11 protein-coding genes are annotated in these 21032 nt (G+C 48.9%); 2 read left to right on the top strand and 9 right to left on the bottom strand.

The features are described from left to right. Positions 1-20: 20 nt before the first annotated feature. The 6 genes from T360_RS0106420 to T360_RS0106395 form a co-directional block, all read right to left on the bottom strand. Positions 21-3134: a TonB-dependent receptor gene (locus T360_RS0106420; protein ID WP_028912049.1), complete on the bottom strand. Its 3114-nt coding sequence runs from the start codon at positions 3132-3134 to the stop codon at positions 21-23. 181 nt (positions 3135-3315) lie between these two features. Further along, the gene (locus T360_RS0106415; RefSeq protein WP_028912048.1) at positions 3316-5481 is read right to left on the bottom strand and encodes a substrate-binding domain-containing protein; all 2166 of its coding nucleotides are present in this window, start codon (positions 5479-5481) and stop codon (positions 3316-3318) included. A gap of 83 nt (positions 5482-5564) precedes the next feature. Next, positions 5565-7172 carry a glycoside hydrolase family 32 protein gene (locus T360_RS0106410; RefSeq protein WP_028912047.1) on the bottom strand — a complete coding sequence of 536 codons (1608 nt, stop codon included), beginning with the start codon at positions 7170-7172 and terminating at the stop codon, positions 5565-5567. 12 nt (positions 7173-7184) lie between these two features. Next, positions 7185-8573 carry a DUF4960 domain-containing protein gene (locus tag T360_RS0106405; protein WP_028912046.1) on the bottom strand — a complete coding sequence of 463 codons (1389 nt, stop codon included), beginning with the start codon at positions 8571-8573 and terminating at the stop codon, positions 7185-7187. A gap of 33 nt (positions 8574-8606) precedes the next feature. Then, positions 8607-10358 carry a RagB/SusD family nutrient uptake outer membrane protein gene (locus T360_RS0106400; RefSeq protein WP_036929041.1) on the bottom strand — a complete coding sequence of 584 codons (1752 nt, stop codon included), beginning with the start codon at positions 10356-10358 and terminating at the stop codon, positions 8607-8609. A gap of 36 nt (positions 10359-10394) precedes the next feature. Beyond that, positions 10395-13505 (bottom strand): TonB-dependent receptor, encoded by a 3111-nt coding sequence (locus T360_RS0106395; protein WP_028912044.1) that lies wholly within the window; start codon positions 13503-13505, stop codon positions 10395-10397. Positions 13506-13743: 238 nt separating this feature from the next. Between T360_RS0106395 and T360_RS0106390 the strand changes: the two genes are divergently transcribed. Both T360_RS0106390 and upp read left to right on the top strand, forming a co-directional pair. After that, positions 13744-15279: a substrate-binding domain-containing protein gene (locus T360_RS0106390; protein WP_081772719.1), complete on the top strand. Its 1536-nt coding sequence runs from the start codon at positions 13744-13746 to the stop codon at positions 15277-15279. A 379-nt stretch (positions 15280-15658) separates the two neighbouring features. Then, positions 15659-16315 carry a uracil phosphoribosyltransferase gene (upp, locus tag T360_RS0106385; RefSeq protein WP_028912042.1) on the top strand — a complete coding sequence of 219 codons (657 nt, stop codon included), beginning with the start codon at positions 15659-15661 and terminating at the stop codon, positions 16313-16315. Between the two features lie 33 nt (positions 16316-16348). Here the strand turns inward: upp and T360_RS0106380 are convergent, their stop codons facing one another. The 3 genes from T360_RS0106380 to T360_RS0106370 form a co-directional block, all read right to left on the bottom strand. After that, positions 16349-17854, bottom strand: coding sequence for a DASS family sodium-coupled anion symporter (locus T360_RS0106380; RefSeq protein ID WP_197019279.1), 1506 nt, complete (start codon positions 17852-17854; stop codon positions 16349-16351). A 190-nt stretch (positions 17855-18044) separates the two neighbouring features. Further along, positions 18045-19052 carry a 2-oxoacid:ferredoxin oxidoreductase subunit beta gene (locus tag T360_RS0106375; RefSeq protein ID WP_028912040.1) on the bottom strand — a complete coding sequence of 336 codons (1008 nt, stop codon included), beginning with the start codon at positions 19050-19052 and terminating at the stop codon, positions 18045-18047. A 46-nt stretch (positions 19053-19098) separates the two neighbouring features. Further along, on the bottom strand, positions 19099-20940 hold the full coding sequence (locus T360_RS0106370; RefSeq protein ID WP_028912039.1) for a 2-oxoacid:acceptor oxidoreductase subunit alpha: 1842 nt from the start codon (positions 20938-20940) through the stop codon (positions 19099-19101). Between the last annotated feature and the right edge of the window lie 92 nt (positions 20941-21032).

Here is a 21032-nt window from a genome sequence, read left to right as displayed (position 1 = left end):
ATCCTTCAGTTCTTCAATCCTTAGAAGCTTGCCTGGAGTCCAAGTGAGATGCTGGTACTGTTAGGATACATCCAGCGTGGGTTCTCTGGATCTGAACAGGTCAGTGAGCTGCTCTTGATAGTCAGCAGGTTATGACCTGAAACATATACACGAGCGCTCGACATGTTCAGCTTGTTGATAAAACTCTTTGGCAGATTGTAACCCAACTGTACCTGACGTAATTTGGCGTAAGAACCATTCTCTACAAAGTAGGTCGAGGTGCGGTTCTCATTACCAGTGTTGTTGGTTGTCAAGGCTGGGATGGTGCTGCTGGTGTTAGCAGTAGTCCATGCTTTCAGCATACGGTTACCCTTGTTTGAGCCAGCGTCTGTCAGACTGTAGAAGTCGGTCTGGAATTTCTGGTCGTTATAAACATCCTGACCAGCAACGCCCTGCCAGAACATATTGAAGTCAAAGTTCTTATAGCTCAGGTCAACATTCAAACCCCAAGAGTAGTTGGGTACTGGATTGAAGATCCATGTCTGGTCCTGTTCGTTGATAACACCGTTACCATCCAGGTCGGCATACTTCAAACCACCTACACGGGCATTGTCCTGACCGCTTGCGATAACCTCTTCACGGTTCTGGAATAATCCGTCAACAACGTAACCTACGATAGAGCCGTAAGGCTTCTTTGATTCTACCAGGTTCTGCTTGGCTGTGTGAACATATGAACCGGTAGTGGTCTCAGGCAGATAGGTCACCTTTGAACGGTAGAAATCGATGTTTCCATTGATATTGTACTGCAAACCGTATTGTGTCGTATGACGGTAGCCGAGTGCCAACTCCATACCCCAGTTCTGCAGACTTGGTCCGTTCAGCCAGCTGGCTCCACCTTCACCCATCGAACCCAGATAGGCAGGGTTGATCAGCATATCTTTCACCTTTTTAATATAGGTATCGAATGTACCATAGAGTGAGCTGCCGAAGAAACGGAAGTCGAGACCAGCGTTCCACTGCTCGGTAGTCTCCCATTTCAGGTTGTTGTTCTGGGCCTGTGTGGCACGGAATCCTGAAGGGAAGATGCCGCTGCCGGCCAGATTCAGGTCGTAGGCAGTCGATTCGTTACGTCCACCACCGTAGGTAGCAGCATAAAGACCGTAGCGTGCATAGTTCGAGATAGCCTGGTTACCAGTCTGTCCCCATGATGCACGAATCTTCAGATCGTCAATCCAACTCTGTTTCAAGTGCTGTGAGATACGATAACCGAGTGTGGCAGCAGGGAAGGTACCGTAGCGGTTGTTCTCACCAAAGCGGCTTGAACCGTCATGACGGATAGTGAACGAAGCCAGTACCAGATCCTTGAAGTTATAATCGAGCTTGCCGAAGAATGATACCAGATTGTAGCCCTCCTGCATACCAGTTGCACGCTGTGTACCGGTGGCTGCGTCGGGATACATATAGTCGTAGTTCTCAATGGCAAACATCTGTGCGTAGGCATTCGACCAGTCATTGATATCTCTGTGGAGCTCCATACCACCCAGTACGATGAACGAATGGTCGGTACCAAGTGTGAAGTTATAGTTGGCAGTGTTCGACCAGGTCCACTTAACCGATGTCTTAGCACCCATGTTGGCTGATGGGGTAGAGTTGTTTACCACGTCAGAGTGCCAGGTGTATGTTACGCTGTGGATATTCTCCGACCAGAGGTCGAGACCGAAGTTAGAACGTAACAGCAGTCCCTTGATAGGCTCCACGTTGACGTAGGCGTTGCCAAAGATACGCCACATCTTCAGGCGGTTGTCGCGGTTGTGATACAACTCACGAAGTGGGTTCTGACGGTCGCTCATACCACCTACTGGTCCCGAGAATGTTACACCGTCCTCTTCATAAACAGGCAGTGTTGGCGACATCTTCAAGGCATTCTCCAGAGGCTGACAGTCAACCTGGTTAGAATATGTGACCGTAGCATTCTCACCGATGGTCACCAATTTGTTGAGCTTGAAGCTGGTGTTGATACGGGCTGAGAAACTCTCAAAATCAGTGTATTTCAAAATACCCATGTTTTTCTTGTATCCGAATGAGAACAGTGCCGACGACTTCTCGGTAGCGTTCGAGATAGAAAGGTCGTAGTTCTGTGAGAAACCGGTGCGCGAAATCTCCTTCAACCAGTCGGTATTGCTGAAACGCATGGTTCTCTTAGCGTTCATAAATCCGTCGTACAAACCGTTCACGGTGAAACTCTCCATCTGTCCTGTGGCGGGGTTGTAAGCCGAGATTGGTGTGCCGCTACCGGCATGCAGTGTCAGACCGTAGTTGTTGGCATAAGCCTCAGGATTCAGTCCGTCGTTCATGGCTGCCTGAGCCATAGCAGTAGCATATTCGGCAGTATTCGACAGTTTCATCATGCTCTGCTTATTGTAGAACTGTGCTGTCAGGTTGGCCGAGAAGTCAACTTTTACTTTGTCGCCCTTCTTACCGCTACGGGTTGTGATGATGATCACACCATTGGCAGCGCGGCTACCATAGATAGAGGCCGAGGCAGCATCCTTCAAGACCTGCATCGACTCGATGTCGTTCATGTTCAGGGTGTTCAGATTGGTCGTTGTGGGCACACCGTCGATAACGAAGAGTGGGTCCTGTGATGAGTTGAACGAACCAATACCACGGATACGTACGGTACCTGCACCTACAGGTGAACCATTGCTGGTGATGGTCATACCTGGCACCTTACCCTGCAGTGCTCGCATGGGGTCGGTGTCCGACGAGGTCTTGAGGTCCTTGGTCTCTACTACTGATACCGAACCAGTCAGATCGGCCTTACGCTGGGTCTGGTAACCGGTTACTACCACCTCTGCCAGTTCCTTGGCATTGTCTTTCAGTGTAACCTTCATGCCATTCTTGGCGGGATGCTCCTGTGTCTCAAAACCAATGTACGAGAATACGAGGGGGGCACCCTCAATCACCTTTACACTAAAGTTACCATCAAAATCGGTAATCGTACCATTCGAAGTCCCTTTCTCCATCACTGTGGCACCAATGATTGGTTCGCCTGTAGCGTCAACCACCGTACCACGAATCTCACTTTGCGCGTACATAAGTGTACTCGTAAAGATGAAAACTAAACTCAGAAACATTTTCTTTAGTTGTTCCATTGTTGATCGTTTAAATTTGGTTAGTACTCTGTGAATTAAAATATTTGTCGCAAAAGTACTAACAAAAGCGGCTTGAACCTTTAAAAAAACGTTCAAACCGCCATAAAAAATGTTGCATGTATCAATATTGCGATGCTTTTTATAATATTTGTTATCGTTGCGTTTTCAAGTGTATTTTAGGCTATTCTCTTAATTCCATCGGCAATTTGCCGAACTGCTTCTTGAAACAATTCGAGAAGTAGCTCGACGAACTGAAACCTACCTCGTATGCTATTTCAGCTACTGTCTTGGTTGTGGTGTTCAGTAGTATCTTGCCTTTCTGTAGTCGCATCTGTCGTAGCAGTTCTACTGGTGAGAGGCCTGTCAGTGTCTTCACCTTGCGGTACAGCTGCACACGACTGATGCCCAACTGCTCGCCCAGCTCGTCCATCTTTAGGTTGGGATTGGCCATGCTCTGGTTGATGGCTTCCTTCAGTTGGTTCATAAACAGTTTGTCCTGTGTTGTCAGCTTTACATCTGCTGGCGCTTTCTCTAGTTTGTCGTCAAACAGGTTGCGCAGTTTTCTTCTCGATGACAGCAGATTGTAGATGCGGCTCACCAGCAACTCGGCGCTGAAGGGCTTGGTGAGGTAGGCATCAGCACCACTCTCATAGCCTTCCATCTGTTGGTGCTCTTCGCTGCGGGCCGTCAGCAGGATTACTGGTATGTGGCTGGTGATTAAATCTTCTTTCAGCTGTTTACAGAGTTGCAGACCGTCCATCACTGGCATCATCACGTCGCTTACTATTAGGTCGGGCACGCTCTCACGGGCCAGTTTGAGTCCGCTCAGTCCGTCGCTGGCCTCCAACACGTAGAATCTCTCGGCTAGCAGCGTGCGCAGATAGCGGCGCATGTCATCGTTGTCCTCCACAATCAGTATATTGGGCAGTTCTTCGGCATCTGTCTGATTCAGCATGTTGAGATGCGATTCGTGGACAATGTCTTTCGATCCCGCCAGGCTCTTTTCGTCGGGCACACTATTATCGCTGACGGTGTTTTGAACTTCACGTCGGAAGTTTAGTACATCCGACACCAGCGACTCCAGTTGCGAAACATTGCGGTCAACTATCTCCAGCAGTTCTTTATCGCTGTCTTTGAGCGTGTTTCGCTTCAACAACTGTTTCAGTGGCCCTGTGATGAGCGTCAATGGTGTCTTCAGCTGGTGGCTGGCATTGGTATAGAATTGTGTCTGTTCCTTGTTGAGCGCTTTCTGTTTGCGATGTGCCTTACGTATCTGCTTTACTGCAAGCCATGTAATCGCGATGGCCACCACCAGCAGCACGATGGCAAACACGCTGGCCCAGATAATCTTGCTCTGCACATGGTAGAGCCCGAAGTAGTTGTCTAGTTTCTCTTGTATCACCACCAGGTCTTCGTTCTGGTGCATCAACTCTGTGGCATAGCGGGATATCATGTCCACATTTTGGGGCGTGATTATCAGACTGTTCAGGTAGTTGATACGTTCGTAAGGTTTCCTGTTCAGGATGTCGAGAGCTAGCCGCACGATTTCTTCACCGTGGGTGGGGTAGACGCAGGTGCCGGCCAGCCAGCCTTTCTGCACATATTTTATGCCTTCGATGGGCAGTCCGTCAACGCCTATCACCTTAATCTTGTTTTCAAGTCGTGCCTCAACGGTAGCGCGGTGGGCACCCAGAGCCATGAAATCGCTGTGGCAGAATACTACATCGGGTATACGGCCTGCTTCTATTTCTTTCTTCAGAATGTCATGAGTGTCGTTGTCGTCCCAGTTGCCTATGACGTAGTGATAGTTCGCGTCTTGGTGCTGCTTCATTACACGCTCAAAACCTTGGTGGCGCTCGCGTGCTGGCGATGTGTTTTGCAGGGCGGCAATCTCCAGTACGTTGTGCCCCTCCGATTCAGCCGCCAGCTGTACAGCATAGTTTGCTGCCATCTCGCCTATGGCCACATTGCTGCCGCCAATAAAGGCTGTGTAGTCGTTGCTCTCCACCATGCGATCGAAGAGCACTATGGGGATGCCCTTGTCCTTAGCACGCTTCAGAGCTGGGGCTATCTTATAGTCGTTGGGGGCTACTACCAGCAGGTCAATACCGCTGGTCACCAGACTATCTATCTGTCGTATCTGGTCGTCCGACTGGTCGTAGCAGTCTACGATTTCCACTTTCACGTCCTGGTCGAAGAGGTGCTGTGCAGCCAGCATCTCATTGTTCACCTTTGAGCGCCAGTAGCCTATTGAACATTGCGATACACCTATTTTGTAGACATGGTCTGGCTTAGAGCATGCTGTCAGCAAGACCATGAGCATCAAAAAAGCCGTTATCTTTTTCATCTTTTACACATTTAATTCTGCAAATATAGCACTTTTTTTGTGAAAGATGAAAAAGATAACAGCTTTTTTTAGGATACTATTGATTATTGCTGTGTAACCTTTACATCACTGACGGTGATTGACCCGCCGTAGTTGTTGATACTCCAGCAGTTCTTTTGGATACCATAGATGCGCTGGGTATAGCATACTGTGTCGTTGATATACATGACAATCACGCTATTGTCGGTGTAGATATCAATATTGTAAGTGTTGTCGGCAGGACGATAGAATCCATAGCCGTCGGCAGCCTCGATGAATCCTTTACCTTCTTCGCCTTCCTGCTCAAAGTTCACCTTGCGCTCATTCTCGCCTTCAGGATTAACAACCATGGTGTAGTATTTCTTCGAGTCGGTGCCGCGTACAAACGAGATTCCAAACTTATCCCAGTTGTTCGACGTTTTCACGGTAAACGAGATGTGGTTGCACTCACCCAGACGGTTAAAGAGAACGAATGCATCATCACCAGTCAAGGCACCATCACTATAGCCATTTGAGTCCATAACTCTTATATCTGCAGTCTTGTTGTATTTAGCAGCCATTGCTGGCACAGCACCTAGCGACAGTGTGCCGTCGTCATGCTGAATCAGCTTGTGGCATACCAGTGCTCCACTCCAGTTAGGCTCGTTGCCATCGCCGGCACCTACGTTGGTGTTCTTCTCATGGATGTCAGCACCAGAACGGAAGGGGCACCATCCCCATATGTAGCGGTCTGTTCCGTTAGAGGCAGTCTTGGCAGCATAGAAGGCACGTGTGCTGAGCTTGCCCTCGCGCCACAGTGGACCGTCTGCAGGCCACTTAGGACCATCGTTGAAACAGTTCTTTAACTCGTCGTAGCTCTTGGCCATCATATATTTAACTACGCGGCTCCATGAAGCACGGAAACTCTCGCTGTAAACCAGATACCAGTAATTACCTATCTTGAAGATATCAGGGCACTCCAGCATACGGTCCCATATCATCTTGAAGCGTCCTACATGCTCCCAGTTCTTCAGGTCGCTCGACTTGAACTCTGCAAAACAGGGATCGCCTCCCCATTCTGGATAGGTCGCAATCACCATGTGATAGAGATTGTCGTCAGCAATGAATATCTGTGGGTCGCGGAAGTCATTGGCCGAGTAGCCATAGTCAGTTCCTTTCAGTGTCCAGAGCTCATCCTTGGTCCAGCTCTTGAAATCTGTTGATGTAGCACGCATTACTACCTCGCGATTCTTGCAGTTACCATTGTGACCTGTGTAATAGATGTAGTAGGTGCCGTCTTTCTCGTAGGCGCAACCTGTACCCAGTGCCGCATCCTGCTGGTAGTCGTTGGCTCCGAATGGAATCAGCTCGCCCATCGACTCGTAGTTGGCGCCATCCTTGGTAGATACTGCCCAGATGGGGTGGAAGCGGTAAGCCATATTGTTAGTGAACTCCTGTAGGTAGAGCACCTTGAAGTCGCCAGCCTTCTGATCGTAGAATGGCATAGGGTCGCCAACGCGTCCCACGGCCGGTGTGTAGTAGGTGCCAAAGCCCTGTGCATCTGTCGAAGCGAAGAATGCGGTAGTGCCGCTCCAGTCCTTAGCGGGGTCGCCGCTGAACTCGTCATCGCTGCACGCCGTCAGCGCAGAGGCTGACAGCATGAGTGCGAATACTGAATATATCATTGTCTTCATAACTTTCTGTTTTTATTTTGTTAGATAATCAAATGCGTTGAGCATAATCTTGCCCATGTTTTCGTGATAGATCGACTCGTATGGAGTAGGAGAGTTCCAGTCGTAGAGGCCTGAGCCCAGACAGATGATACCACCCTTGCCAAATTCGCCGTTAGCACTCTTCAACTCCCAGGCGTTCACGCTGTTGTCGCCAGTCAGTGCGCGTCCACCAGTCTTGGCCTCGAATGCATCCTTACCATCCTGATAGGTATCCCAGAATCCGTACTGTGATGTGGTGTTACAGATGGTGTAGCCATTGTCGAGTGTGTAGATGGCGTTTTCAGGTGCTCCTGGATAGGTGGTGAGTCCTTTCCATAGTGGGTGAGCAGCGTCGTAGGCCCATGTGTGCCAAGGATCGTCGCCCATCAGGTCGGAGCCTTCGCCGCCTCCGCCGCCCCAAACATTGTTTGGATAAGCGTCCTCAGGCATAGCGCCCAGAGCAATGGCATAGTTCACAGCCGAACGTCCCAATACGAATCCTACGCCGCGCTGCCAGAGTTCCTTCATCTTAGAGAGGGCTGTCATGGCACCCTGCTCGGCCTCTGCAAATCCGTTGTAGTTGCCGTATGAAGAGCAATGACGGTGGAAGAATATCAGCTTACACTTCTCGAGCGAGATGTTACCGCTGGCCACGTCGCTCCACGATGCGTAGGCAGCGCTTGCGATGTTACCAGTGAGCCACTTGGCAGCGGCCTTCTCCTCATCGTTCAGCAGTTCGATGTTCTCAGCATCACCAACGAACAGTGCGATAGGATCCTCAATCAGTGTTACGTAAACCGTATAAACTGTGGTAGCAGTATTATCGTTGAGTGTAATCTGGAATGGCTCAGTGAAGTTGCCCTTAGTGCCGCTTGCTGGACTACATGTGGCATCCTCGCTGCATTCAACCTCGAATGTTGCATTGCTCAGGTCGATACCGCTGTTAGCCATCACGCTTACTGTGATAGTCTTGTCTTGCTGGTTGATGGCACCTTTCACACCCTCAAGGATAAAGAGCGACATCAGAGCCTCGTCGTTTCTTACGCTTACCTGATAGTCCATCACCAAGTCGCCATTGCTGATGTGAAGATTGCGATCGGCATCAAAGTTGATGTGGTCACCTACCTTCATATTGGTCTGTGCACCAGCTGATACGGTCAGACTGGTTATCTCCATATCACCCTTCTGGGCGAAATCTACGGGCACCTTTACTTTCACCAGGCGCTTCTCAGTATTAATGGTACCTTCATATTGTCCGTTCAGGACAAACTTCTCCACGAGGCATGAACCGCTCACGTCGATGCTGCCTGTATGATCATCGTTGCAAGCAGTAAACCCGCATACGATGCATATTGCGCAGATAATGCTATATATCGTTTTCATATAATTATCAATTTTCAATTATCAATTCGTTTCTTACCACTGTCCACAGTTCTGGGTGTAGTGTCCGTTAGATGCAGCCATCTGTTCGAATGGTACGGGTAGGTACTCATTCTTGTTGGCAGTAAACTGCGATCCGCTCAGGAAGTTCATCTTCTCACTCTCTGTAGAGTAGTACTTGTTAAGTACTGTAGCCGCATCGCCCCAGCGTACCAGGTCGAAGAAACGCTCACTCTCCATAGCCAACTCCAGTCGGCGTTCCATCTTAATGATCTTCATGGCCTCGTCCTTAGTGTAGGTTCCGTTGTACTTGCCTACAGAGTAGTGTACGCCATACTTGGTCTGGTAGTTTGATACCACACTGCTTGTAATCATGCCTGCAGCACGCTCACGAACCTGATTAACCAGTGCAATAGCCTCAGATGTCTGCCCTAACTGTGCCTGAGCCTCAGCGCGCATCAATAGTACGTCGGCATAGCGAAGAACGATGCGGTTCATCGAACTTGCCCACTGCGAGTCGCACAGATATAGATAGCTGTCTGTCAGCGCAGGATCAACATTCTGCTTCAGCGATACAAAGTATCCGAATGTGCCACCTGAGCGGCTCCAAGCATTGCTCTCTGCAATCATAAAGCTTGTATTGAACATATAAGGGGTACCTGGTACGCCTACTGTTACAAACAATCTTGGATCTACAGTCTGTGCTGAACCTACGGTGTATTCTGCATCAGCAAATGTGTCGAGCATGGGCAGACCGTCGCTGTTGGTGCGATAGGCGCTTACCAGATTGTGAGAGGGCTTGTAGAAATCGCAACCAGAGTCGTGTACCTTTGGAATACATGGTACAATCAGACGGTATGAGAAGTTCAGGTTACCATATACGGTACCATCGTTTCTTGAGTACTGGATGGCCCAGATACTCTCCTTGCCGTTCTCATACTGCTCCTCAGGGCGGAAATTGTTGTGCAGGTCGGGCTCCAGACCATAGCCGGCAGCAGTGTAGATGGATGGATTGGTGTATTCTACCACCTTCTGTAGGTCGGCATCGCTGATAGATGTCACCTGATTGCTGTTGGCATCGTCCTGATGATAAGCCTTATAGAGATAAACCTTAGCCAGGAATGCGGCACATGCAGCCTTTGTGGGGCGTCCCTTGTCGGCCTGGGTAACAGGCAGTACGGCGTAGGCATCCTCCAGATCGTTGATAATCTGCTGCCAGCCCTCGTCGTTGGTGTATTCCGTGTTCGAAAGGTTGTTGTAGTCCTCTTCCGTCATGTTGGGCTTGTTCACGAATGGAATCTTCTTGAACAGGCGCTTCAGCTGGAAGTGTCCGTAAGCACGCAGGAACTTCATCTCGGCAGTACGCTGCTTGATGGTGGCGTTCTCCTGATCGGCGCTGGCCAGAATGTCGAGCGACAGACTTACGCGGCTCAGATAATTGTAGAAACGTGTCCAAATCGAGCTGAAAGGCCAGTCGGTAGTCATCACGCCAGTGCTCTTTTCCAAGCGGTGGAATGGTTCACCATCCGAGAAGTCGGAACCGCCTACGTATGCATCGTCCGAGCGTGTATCATAGTTCCAGAGCGAGAACGAAGCGTTCATGTCTTCGATCGAAACCAGTCCGGCGTATGCTGATATCAGCACATTGTCTATATATTCTGGGTTCTTCACCTCGTCCTGTGTCAGTGTGGCCTGTGGTACCTGCTCTTCCAGGAAGTTGGAGCAGCTCATGAAACCACAGATGACGCAGATTGCGCAGATTGATCTATATATTGTTTTCATAATCATCAATTTTCAATTATCAATTTTCATTTATCAATTCAATTAGAATCCTACGTTCACACCAAATGTAAGGTTGAGAGGTATAGGATAGTTGAATCCAGGGTTCTCAGGATCGGCACCAGTAAACTTGCCGCTCTTGATGGTAATGAGGTTCTGAGCCGAGGCATATACACGGATGCGGTCCATGTGTAGTTTCTCTGTAACCTTCTTGGGCAGGTTGTAGCCCAGCTGTATGGTGCGCAGCTTGGCATACGAACCGTTCTCAATGTAGTAAGATGATACACGACCCTCGTTGTTGGTATCTGATGTGGTGAGGGCAGGGATATTGCTGCCAGGATTAGCTGGACTCCAAGCGTCGAGTGCACGCTTACCCTTGTTCAGATAAGGAACGTTGATGGCAGAGTTTGCCCAGAAGTCGGTCTGCGACTTGTAGCCGCGACAATCTACATCTACACCCTGTACGCCCTGCCAGAACATGGTCATATCCCAGTCCTTGTACTGCAGGTAGATGTTCAGACCCCAAGTGAAGTCGGGTGTTGGGTCATATATCCAGTCCTGATCGGCCTCTGTGATGATGCCATCGCCGTTAAGATCCTTATAACGGATGCGGCCCAGTCCTGCACCTTCCTGTGTGGCATGATTGTCAATCTCCTCCTGACTCTTGAAGATGCCGTCGTAGATGTAGCCAACCTGTGAAAACATAGGATGACCTACAACACTCTTCACGCCGTTACCACCATACTTACCGTTAGCAGCCACTGTCTCTGGCAACTTGGTAATCTCGTTCACATACTTACTGATGTTTCCGTTGATATCCCACGAAAAACCGTTCTCCAACTGGTGGCGATAGCCAATGCTCAGTTCCCAACCGTTGTTCTTAACCTCGCCGGCATTGATCCACTGACCAGATCCTTCACCCATAGCAGCGATACCTTCCATGAAGAGCAGAATGTCGGTGGTCTTCTTGTTGAACCAGTCGAAACTACCGTAGATTTCGCTTCGCAGGATAGCGAAATCAATACCTATATTATGCTGTGTGGTGGTTTCCCACTTGATGTCGTCGTTACCGCGCTGATTGCGTACATAACCGTTAGCCAGGTCGTAACCACCGTTCTTACCACTGATGTCGTATGAAGAACCTGCCTGTCCGCTGCCCCATAGTCCAGTAGATACTACCGACTTGTAAAGGGTGTATCGTGAAGTGTTTGAGATTTCTTGGTTACCAGTCTGTCCCCAAGAGTAGCGCAACTTCAGATTGTCGAGCCAGCTCTTGGTTTTAGCCATAAACTTCTCTTCTGAGAGGCGCCAACCGGCTGATACAGATGGGAATGTACCATATTGTTTGTTGGTACCAAATCGGCTTGAACCATCTCGACGGATAGTTACGCTGGCCAGATACTTATCATTATAAGTGTAGTTAACCTTACCGAAGAAAGACAACAGACTGAAGCCTTCGCCAGAACCTTCGGCCAACTGTTTGCCTGCACCTGCACTTGGCCACATATAGTCGGTGTTCAGAATTGCCAGTTCGTAGCGCTTGGCGCTGTTCCATTTATAGTCCTGACGGTTCAGCTCTACACCAACCATAGCATCTCCACGATGCTTGCCAATTTCGAGATTATAGGTAGCGATGGCGTTCCACATCCAGCGCATCCAGTGTTCCTGCTTGCTTTCAACAGCGCTATCGGTACGCTTAACCTTACCATTTTCGATAGGGTAGGTAAAGAAACGCTGCTCCTTCTGTGTGTAGTCCATACCAAGAGTAGTGCGAACCATGAAGTTCTTGAATGGCGTGATGCTCAGGTGTACATCGCCGAATGAGCGCCATTGTGTATATTCGTTGTCCTTTGCATTGTCGATCATGCTCAGTGGATTCTCGCGCTCTGAGTAAGCTCCCAGTGCCTGAGCATATTTACCGTTCTCTGCCCATATAGGGAAGTTAGGGTTAAACTCAAGTGCGTGCTCCAGCACTCCGCCAGGAGCGTCATTGCCCTTGGTACGGTTCATGGTGAAGTTCTCACCAATCACTACCTTGCCATCGAACAGCTTATAGTCTGCATTAGCACGAGCCGACAGACGGTTGAAGTTACTCTTCTTAATGGTACCCTGGTTGTCGTAGTAGCCAATGCTGAAGAATGAACTGCCCTTCTCCGAGCCGTTGCTTACCGAGAGGTTGTACTGCTGTACCACGCCTGTGCGCGTAATCTCATCGAACCAGTCGGTATCGCCTGTACGAACGGTGGCGTTCTCGTCCAGATACATATTCATAGTCATACGGTTCAGTACGGGGTTGCCCTTGGCATCGTAGCTCCAGTCGTAGTTATAACCCAGATTATTGTTGCTTGGGTTCACACCATCGTTCACACAAGCCTGCCAGTAAGCGCGACCCCACTCGCTGGCGTTCATGGTTTCAATTTTGTTGGTGTAGAATGAGGTGGCAACACTACCGTCGAAGTTTACCTTCACCTTGCCATCCTTACCCTTCTTAGTGGTGATGATAATCACACCGTTGGCAGCGCGGCTACCATAGATACTGGCAGAGGCTGCATCCTTCAGCACCTGGATGCTCTCGATATCGTTACCGTTCAACTCATGCATACCAGCCTTTGTGGGCACACCGTCGATGATGTAAAGTGGATCGTTGTCGTTCAGGGTTCCTACACCACGGATACGGACCGTTGCAGCACCCGAAGGATTACCATCGGCTGTGATATTCATGCCTGGTACACGACCCTGCAGTGCCTTCATTGGGTTGTTCTCGTTCTGCTTGGCAATCTCGTCTACGCTTACGGTCGAGATGGCACCCGTCAGATCGGCCTTGCGCTGGGTGGTATAACCTGTTACCACAACCTCCTTCAGAAGTTCGCTGTCGTCTTTCATAGTTACCTTCATACCTTGTTTCGCAGGTACCTCTTGTGTCTGGTAGCCGATGTACGAGATAACCAGAGTGGCATTCTCGTTCACTTTGATGGTGAAGGCTCCATCGAAATCGGTTACTGTACCGTTCGTGGTCCCCTTCTCCTTTACTGTAGCACCGATGACAGCTTCGCCTGTAGCATCTATCACCGTACCACTGATCACAGTTTGTGCGTACATCATAGTACTCACAAGCATGAGTGCAAAACTCAGAAACTGTTTTCTTAGTTTTTCCATTGTTGACTTTAAAATTTGGTTAGTACTTCCGTGAATTATTTTTTCGCAAAAGTACGGTCAGATGCATCATGTGGCATAAAAATATCGTTCATCCCGTACCAAATTTGTTTCAATGAAACATTTTTGCTATCAAATGAACGATTATTATTAGTAGTTATACTCAATTACACAAAAAAAGCTAAAAAATGTGCATTATTAAAAAAATCTTCTTAACTTTGCAAAAGTAAAACCGACTAAGATGATGAAAAGACTACTGTTTTATCTATTACCACTCATAATCGCGGTACTTTTAAGTTCATGTGTCAAAGAGCATCCTAAATATATAATAGGTGTGGCTCAATGCTCTGAGGATATCTGGCGTAATTGGCAGAATTCTGAGATGGAGATGGAGGCCAACTTCCATGAAGGTGTGGAGTTGCGTTTTGCTGCTGCTAATGATAATTCTCAGCGGCAGATTCATCAGATTGATAGTTTGGTGGATAGTGGTATTAATTTATTGATTGTTGCCCCCAACCAGTTCTCGTCTGTTACACCTGCTATCGATCGCGCTTTTGATAAAGGTATTCCCGTTATTGTGTTTGAGCGTAAGACCGATTCCCAGAAATATACCGCCTTTGTAAGTGCCGATAATTATGAGATGGGTCGTGTCATAGGCGAGTATGTGGCAGCGCGCCTTCATGGTGAAGGTCGGGTGATGGAGGTGCTTGGACTGAAAGGTTCGTCGCCTGCCGATGAGCGCAGTCGTGGTTTTGATGATGCTATTGCGGCTTATCCCGGTATCAAAGTTGTGGCAAAGTTGCAGGGCGACTGGAGTGGGCCTTCCGCCTATCAGGCAGTAAAGAAATGGAAAGGTGATCTGAACACCATTGATTTAGTGTTTGGTCATAATGATCGCTCGGCCATTGCTGCCCGTAAGGTTTTTGAGGAGCGTGGCGCTAAGCTGCCTATGTTCTGTGGTATTGATGGCCTGCCAGGTAAAGATGGTGGCATTCAGCAGGTGCGTGATTCGTTGCTCGATGCCACATATATCTATCCTACGCGTGGTGATCAGTTATTGCAGTTGGCACTCGACATCTTAGATGGCAAGCCCTTCTCTAAGGAGACGATGCTTACTTCGGCTCTTGTTACTCATGAAAACGCGATGGTTCTGATGCTTGAGAGTACTGAGGTAGCACGTCAGGCTGATAATCTCGGTAAGTTGCAGGAAAAAGCTCACAGCTATCTGGAGCAGTTGGCCACTCAGCGTGTCATCACATTGCTGGCGCTTATACTCCTGGCCTTGCTGATGCTTACATTAGTATTGTATATCCTGTACCATAGAGGTAAGATATCGGCTCAGCGCGAGCGTGTTGTCAACAACCTGTGGAATATGGATGTGCCTGCCATGGAACATACCGAGGAGGCAGTCAGTCAGCAACAAGTAGAAGAACCACATTCGCCCGAAGAAGATGTGGCTGCAAAGGAATCTCTTTTTATCATTCGGTTTAAGGATGTGGTTGAGGCTCGCTTGTCTGATAGTGATCTGACTGTCGATGATCTGGCTGCAGCCATGAATTTGAGCCGTGTACAGTTGTATCGCAAGGTCAAGGCTGTCTCTGGTTCTTCGCCTGTAGAGCTGTTGCGTTCTGCGCGCCTCAATCGTGGCTACCAGCTGTTGGTGAAAGGCGATAAGAATATCTCTGAGGTGGCCTACGAGGTGGGCTTTACGGCACCAAGCTATTTTACCAAGTGCTTTAAGGATGAGTTTGGTATCAGTCCTTCCGATCTGGCTTGATGCCTGTTCCTGCTTGATGCAAAAAATAACGGTGCTACTCTCACGAGCTGCACCGTCTTTCTTTTTTGTTGTTTCCTAAAACCAAACCAATTACTACTAACTCTAAATCTTATAACTCTAAAAACCTAACTAAAAACCTGACTAAAACCTAACTAAAACTTAACTAAAAACAATAACAATGTCATTCTCTAAACTTTTCTGCTGCAAAGATAGCTGTATTTTTTCTATATAAATATAACTTATGTTTCAACGACAAATAAAAATCGTTCAATGTAACAATTTTGGTAGTAATGAACGATTATTATATGTATATTTTTCCATGAAAACTTGTATCTGTCATTTTAAATTTGTACTTTTGCCACAAAAATGAGAGCATATGATTGAAGTTGTAGATTTTAGCAAGACAAACTCTGTCATTAACCTGTATATGTCAGAGCTGAGAGACAAGAACTATCAGAAGAACCGCCTGCTGTTCCGCCATAACATCAAGCGTGTGGGCGAGATGATGGCTTACGAACTGTCGAAAACACTGGAATATCGCACAAAGACAGTGACCACTCCTTTAGGAACCCTTGACATGCAGTTGCCTAAGGAAGATCTGCTGATAGCCACTGTGCTCAGAGCAGGACTGCCTTTCCATGAGGGCTTTATCAATGTGTTCGACCATGCTGATAATGCTTTCGTATCGGCTTATCGCATGTACACCAACCGTGAGCACACTGAGGTAGGTGTGCATACAGAGTATCTGGCCACTCCAAGTGCTAAGGGTAAGACGCTGGTGATTGTTGATCCTATGCTGGCTACAGGTGGCTCTATGGCTGCTAGTATCGAGGCACTGGTAAAGACCGGCAAACCCAAGAAGATCCATATCGCTTGCGTGATTGCCGTTCCTGAGGGTCTTGAGGTCATCAAGAGCGTATTGCCTGAGGATAGCACCATCTGGTGTGCTGCTATCGACCCAGGTATGAATGAGCATAAGTATATCGTGCCAGGATTCGGCGACTGTGGCGACCTGTGCTACGGCGAAAAGTTATAAAAGAAAAGCCCGCCAACCGGCGGGCTTTCTCTTTTATATCAAATGGAGTGTTCCCATCAGGTAAACCAGACCGAAGCCTAATACCATTGAAACAATACCCATGATGATACCAATCTTAGCCATGTCGTTCTGCTTTACATAGCCCGTAGCAAATGCCAGTGCGTTTGGTGGGGTAGAGATAGGCAGAATCATAGCGCTTGATGCTGCGATGGCCACGCCGATAAGGATGGTTGGGGTACCACCGATAGGAGCCAGCTTGTCGCCCATAGCGGTACATACAATTGCTAGGATAGGCATCAGCAGAGCGGCTGTAGCCGAGTTAGAGATGAAGTTCGACAGCAGATAGCAGATAGCACCGCCGATAAGCAGGATAAGCAGTGGTGAGAACTCGCCGAATGGGATGCTCTCTACGGCATTGGCTGCCAAACCTGAAGAATTCAGTCCGTAACCCAGTGCGAAACCACCGGCTACCATCCAGATTACACTCCAGTTGATCTGCTCCAAGTCGCGCTTGTTGATCACACCTGTGAGTGCAAAAACACAGAATGGTATCAGAGCTACGGTGTTGGCATTGATGCCAGTAACGCGGTCCGACAGCCAGAGCAGTACGGTGATGATAAAGGTGACGATAACTACAGTGGTCTGGAAACCCTTCTGCATGCCACCATCAATCTTCAGTTCAATCGTCTTCTGACTGAATGGGAAGAGCTTGAGCAGCAGGCGCCAGCTGATAAACAGCAGCAGGATAACCAGTGGGAACATGAACATCATCCACTGTCCGAAACCAAGTTCCATATTCAATCCCTCAGGATCGTTCAGATACTTCAGTGCAATAGAGTTTGGAGGTGTACCGATAGGGGTACCCATACCACCCAGGTTGGCAGCCACAGGGATACTCATGGCCAGCGCCATGCGTCCTTTACCTTCGGGAGGCAACTGGTGGAATACAGGGGTGAGGAATGTGAGCATCATAGCTGCTGTAGCAGTGTTTGATACAAACATAGAGAACAGACCCGTGATGAGCAGGAATCCTAAGAGCACCATCTCACTACGTGTACCGAATGGGCGCAGCAGCACCTTGGCCAACTGGGCGTCGAGACCGGTCTTGGTGGCGGCGATAGCCAGTACGAATCCACCGATAAACAGCATGATGATAGGGTCGGCAAATGATGCCATCACTCCTTTATAAGAGAGCAATTTTCCTACAACTTCGGGGTCTACCATCGGTTTGATTCCGCTGTCGGAGCAGAATAGCAGCATCAATACGATAATTGCAATAGATGTTGCCCACGATGAAACAATCTCGAGGATCCACATCAATGTTGCAAACGCAAAGATAGCGATGACACGCTGCTGAATAACTGTCAGGTTCTGGATGCCAAACCAGTCGGCAGGCATATTCCAAAGTAAGAGAGTGACGAGGGCTACCAGTGCAATCTTGATAGCTCGTTTGGTACCATCGGCAGGATGATACTTGCGGTCGTGACGCATTTTGTGATACGTCTCAACGAGGTTAAATCCTTCGTAAATGTGAAACATATTGTTATAAAGTTATTATTTAATATTTGGTTTTAAGTGAAAAATTTCGAGCGCAAAGGTAATAAGAAATTAAGAATTAAGAATTAATAGTTAAGAGAAAATTGAATGATTGAGTGTATTTTTACACAAAAATCATCCCCACGGCGATTTGCCATGGGGATGATTGATATGTGGAGTTTGCAAATGAAACTTATTTTACCTCCCAGATATCGTTGGTTTCAAGCAACTCTTCAAAATTATGATACTTCTTCTGTGCAGAAACCTCTGCCAACTGTGCGTGAACGGCATCATTGTAGGTTGGAGCCTCAACGTCGCGAATCACACCGAGTGCGATGGGGAATCCATCCTCAGGTGTCATCATGGCGAGTTTCAGCTGCAGGGTGTTGTCCTCGCAGTGAGCATCGTGCACCAGTACATCGTCGATGGTATAGCCATCCTTACCAATCTCTACCACCTTCAGTCCGAAGCCCTGCTGTACGAGTCCGAACTCGTTGTTCTCACCGAACACGAGTTTCTCACCGTGCTTCACGTAGATAGCGTTCTTCTTACGTCCCTCGTTGTTGTAAACCACGTCGTGGCAGTGGTCGTTGAAGATGACGCAGTTCTGCAGAACCTCAGTTACGCTGGCGCCCTTGTGCTCATAAGCAGCCTTCAGAACCTCTACTGTACCCTTGGCGTCGGTAGCCACGCAACGGGCAAAGAAATGTCCGCGGGCACCGAAGCAAAGCTCGGCAGGACGGAAGGGATCTTCAACGGTTCCATAAGGGCTCGACTTAGACACGAAACCGCGTGGTGAGGTAGGAGAGTACTGTCCCTTGGTCAGACCATAGATGCGGTTGTTCAAGAGAATCATGTTCAGGTCGATGTTACGACGGTTGGCATGGATAAAGTGGTTACCACCGATAGCCAGTCCGTCACCATCGCCTGATACCTGCCATACTGTCAGGTTGGGATTGGCAACCTTTGCACCAGTTGCAATAGCAGCGGCACGACCGTGGATGGTGTTCATACCATAGGTAGCCATATAGTGTGGCAGACGGCTTGAACAACCGATACCAGAGATGACCGCTACGTTTTCGGGAGCTACGCCAATCTCGGCCATAGCCTTATGGAGTGAGGCCAGGAAGAAGTGGTCGCCACAACCAGGGCACCAACGAGGCTGACCTTTCTTAAAATCTTGTGCTGTATAACTCATAATGCTTTACTTCTTTTAGTCGCTACGCTTTGTAAAAGCGCTAAAGCGGTTACTTAATAATTTCCTCGAATGCGTTTACTAACTCCTCTACAACGAAGGGTTGGCCCTTGACCTGATTGAACTGGTAAGGTACAAAGCCATCCACCTTCATACGGAGGTAAGCGGCCAACTGTCCCATGTTCTGCTCGGCTACCACCACCTTCTTGTACTTCTTCAGTACCTCGGCAGTATTCTTTGGCAGTGGGTTCAGATACTTGAACTGAGCCTGAGCTACCTTATAGCCCTTAGCCTTCAGCTCATCCATGGCAGAGTGCAGGTGACCATAGGTTGAACCGAAACCAACAATCAGCAGGTCGGCATCGGCGTCGCCCTCAACTTCAAGGTCGGGCACCTGGATATTGTCAATCTTCTGCTGGCGCAGACGAGTCATCAGATCGTGGTTCTCAGGGTTGGTAGAGATAGCACCTGTGTTAGAGTCTTTCTCCAGTCCACCCAGGATATGAGCGAATCCCTCACGACCAGGAACAGCCCAGTAGCGGGTGCCATTCTCGGCACGCATGTAAGGTGTCCACTTACCCTTCAGCTCCTCAGGAACATAAGGAGGATTAATGGCATCGAGCTTGGCCATCTCTGGCAGTTTGAAAGCACCAGAACCATTAGCGATATAAGCATCGGTGAGCAGCACCACAGGTGTCATGTGCTCAAGGGCCATCTTAGCAGCCTGGTAAGCAGCGTCGAAACAGTCGGCAGGACTGGTGGCAGCCAGCACTGGCATGGGGCTCTCGCCGTTACGGCCGAAGAGGGCCTGCAGCAGGTCGGTCTGCTCGCTCTTGGTTGGCAGACCGGTAGCAGGACCACCACGCTGTACGTCGAGCACCACGAGTGGCAGCTCCATAATCACAGCCAGGTTCATAGCCTCGCTCTTCAAGCAGACGCCAGGACCAGAGGTTGAGGTAACGCCCAGTGCACCAGCGAACGAAGCACCGAGGGCAGAGGCACAGCCAGAGATCTCGTCTTCGCACTGAACGGTGATAACACCGCACGACTTGTGCTTACTGAGCTCATGCAGCACGTCGGTTGCAGGGGTGATAGGATATGAACCTAGGTAAAGGCGCAGACCAGCCTTCTCGGCAGCAGCGATGAAGCCGTAAGCAGTGGCCTTGTTACCAGTGATATCCATATAGCGTCCAGGAGTCTTCTCCTTGGTTTCTACGCGATAAACATTGATAGCGCTTGAGTGGGTGTTGTGACCGTAGTCCCAACCAGCCTGAATCACCTTGATGTTAGCCTCGGCGATAGCGGGCTTTTTGGCAAACTTTTCACGCAGGAAGTTGGCTACGAGGTTCAGGTCGCGGTCGAACAACCAGCAAACCAGTCCCAGTGCAAACATGTTACGGCACTTCAGCATCGCCTTGTTGTCCATGCCGCTGTCGGCCAGACAATCTTTCACCATGGTGGTGAGTGGGCACTGAATCACGCGGTCGGGGTCGATACCCATCTCGCCGAGGTAATCCTCGGTAGTAAACTGGGCTTTCTCCAGATCCTTAGGACCGAATGAGTCGGTGTCGATGATAATCGTTGCACCTGGCTTGGCGTAACGATACTGTGTCTTCAATGCGGCTGCGTTCATGGCTACGAGCACGTCGCACTTATCACCAGGGGTGTAAACCTTACCAGCACCGATGTGTACCTGGAAACCTGATACACCAGTGAGCGAACCTTGCGGGGCGCGGATGTCGGCTGGATAGTCGGGGAATGTTGAAATGCCGTTACCAACGGTGGCACTGACCGTAGAGAAGATGTTTCCAGCAAGCTGCATACCGTCGCCGGAGTCACCTGAGAAGCGTACAACCACTTGGTCAAGCTCCTTCACTTCCAATGTTTCTGCCATAATAATCAGTTTTGTTTCTAACGTTTCTAACTTACGGGGTGCAAATTTATTCAATTTTGGCGTAATAACCAAACAAAAACGCAAAAAAATGC

Origin of the sequence: Prevotella sp. MA2016 (assembly GCF_000619825.1) — a bacterium.
In the GTDB taxonomy this organism is placed as follows: Bacteria; Bacteroidota; Bacteroidia; order Bacteroidales; family Bacteroidaceae; genus Prevotella.
The sequence above is the reverse complement of the archived record's forward strand: the minus strand, read 5'-3'. Positions and strand labels throughout refer to the sequence as shown.

What these genes read in the sequence shown, in the direction of transcription:
- T360_RS0106410 (WP_028912047.1), bottom strand. Translation starts at nt 7,172, where the DNA reads ATGAAGACAATGATATATTCAGTATTCGCACTCATGCTGTCAGCCTCT.
- T360_RS0106420 (WP_028912049.1), bottom strand. Translation starts at nt 3,134, where the DNA reads ATGGAACAACTAAAGAAAATGTTTCTGAGTTTAGTTTTCATCTTTACG.
- T360_RS0106370 (WP_028912039.1), bottom strand. Translation starts at nt 20,940, where the DNA reads ATGGCAGAAACATTGGAAGTGAAGGAGCTTGACCAAGTGGTTGTACGC.
- T360_RS0106415 (WP_028912048.1), bottom strand. Translation starts at nt 5,481, where the DNA reads ATGAAAAAGATAACGGCTTTTTTGATGCTCATGGTCTTGCTGACAGCA.
- T360_RS0106400 (WP_036929041.1), bottom strand. Translation starts at nt 10,358, where the DNA reads ATGATTATGAAAACAATATATAGATCAATCTGCGCAATCTGCGTCATC.
- T360_RS0106380 (WP_197019279.1), bottom strand. Translation starts at nt 17,854, where the DNA reads ATGTTTCACATTTACGAAGGATTTAACCTCGTTGAGACGTATCACAAA.
- T360_RS0106405 (WP_028912046.1), bottom strand. Translation starts at nt 8,573, where the DNA reads ATGAAAACGATATATAGCATTATCTGCGCAATATGCATCGTATGCGGG.
- T360_RS0106395 (WP_028912044.1), bottom strand. Translation starts at nt 13,505, where the DNA reads ATGGAAAAACTAAGAAAACAGTTTCTGAGTTTTGCACTCATGCTTGTG.
- T360_RS0106390 (WP_081772719.1), top strand. Translation starts at nt 13,744, where the DNA reads ATGATGAAAAGACTACTGTTTTATCTATTACCACTCATAATCGCGGTA.